Below are 1,167 nucleotides of genomic sequence, written 5' to 3'. Positions count from 1 at the left end.
GCAGGATCGATTTTCTTCGGCATGCTGCTCATCCTTCCGGACTCAAACAGCAGCGGCATCAAACCTGGGGCGGTTCACAGTAGATGCTCCGCAGCGACACAAATTCAGCAACGCACAGCGATCCGCAGCACTGCTGATTACCCGATACGAGAGGCGCGCTCATCACCATGTCGAACCGTTATGCCATGTTGGCAGCCCTTTGCGTGGTGCTCCCGGTCGGCACCGCGCCGCTGGCACTCGCTGACCCTCCCGCCGATCCGGCTGTGCAGCCGGCCGGCAACCCGGCCCCGCCGCCTCCGGGCGAGGGCGCCGTGCCGTCGGGCCCCGCCGGCGTTCTGGACACCCCGGACGGCTGGCACATCGAGGTCACCGGCAGCAACGAGACCCAGCTGCCCGTCGCGCCCCTGACCACCGCGATCTCCTCGCGTGAGTACTGGGTCGCCGGTACCTTCACCGGCAAGATCACCGGTGGCGGAAAGACCAAACTGGCTGGTGGAACGCTGGAAGCCGGCGAGCAGATCGGCTGCGGCATCATCTCCGACGAGGCCGAGATCAACCCCGGTATCAGCTTCACGCCGGGTATCAAGATCCCGTTCGCGGGCACTGACCCCAGCCTCGGTACCGGCATCAGCCTCCAGGGCAAGGTCTACCTGAAGCCCGGCACGGTGACCACGGTCGCGATCGACAAGAAGTCGTTCAAGGGCACCACCGCCCGCGTGACCATCACGGGCGTCCGGATCAAGACCGATCAGTGCGCCGGTCAGTCCTTCATCCGGTCGTACGCCACCTTGACCAGCTCGACCGACAACACCGACGACGTCATCACCTACCTGGGTGTGACGAAGTCCGTCTGACCTGATGCCCGGTGCGGGCGAGCAAGCTCTCCCCGAGCCCGCCCGCACCGGCCACGGACACCGGCCGTGAATTTAATCAGTCAGACGAAAAATATTGTCACTGATTAAAGAATTTGATCCATCCACAAAACAGAGCCAGTTCCGAGTAATTGGCCAGCCGTTCACCAATTCGAAATCCGAATATTGAATGCTCCGAGAATCGAAAACAGTCTCGTTCTCGCATTCCAACCCACGAGAGGGAGCAATGATCAGAACCTGTGGATGAGCCTCGGCGAGGCGGCGTAGGAAAGGGCGCACCTTCCCGAGGATGATC

The 1,167-nt window shown here is 62.3% G+C and carries 2 protein-coding genes; one reads left to right on the top strand and one right to left on the bottom strand.

The features are described from left to right. Window positions 1–167 precede the first annotated feature (167 nt). The gene (locus ACJH7A_RS30565; protein WP_133426511.1) at window positions 168–854 is read left to right on the top strand and encodes an MspA family porin; all 687 of its coding nucleotides are present in this window, start codon (window positions 168–170) and stop codon (window positions 852–854) included. A 72-nt stretch (window positions 855–926) separates the two neighbouring features. Here the strand turns inward: ACJH7A_RS30565 and ACJH7A_RS30560 are convergent. Then, window positions 927–1,167, bottom strand: a 241-nt coding sequence (locus tag ACJH7A_RS30560; RefSeq protein WP_406803323.1) for a hypothetical protein, incomplete at its 5' end; no start/stop codon positions are given.

This window comes from Mycobacterium sp. SMC-17, from assembly GCF_045310915.1.
GTDB lineage: Bacteria > Actinomycetota > Actinomycetes > Mycobacteriales > Mycobacteriaceae > Mycobacterium.
This window is presented reverse-complemented; position numbering and strand designations above follow the sequence as displayed.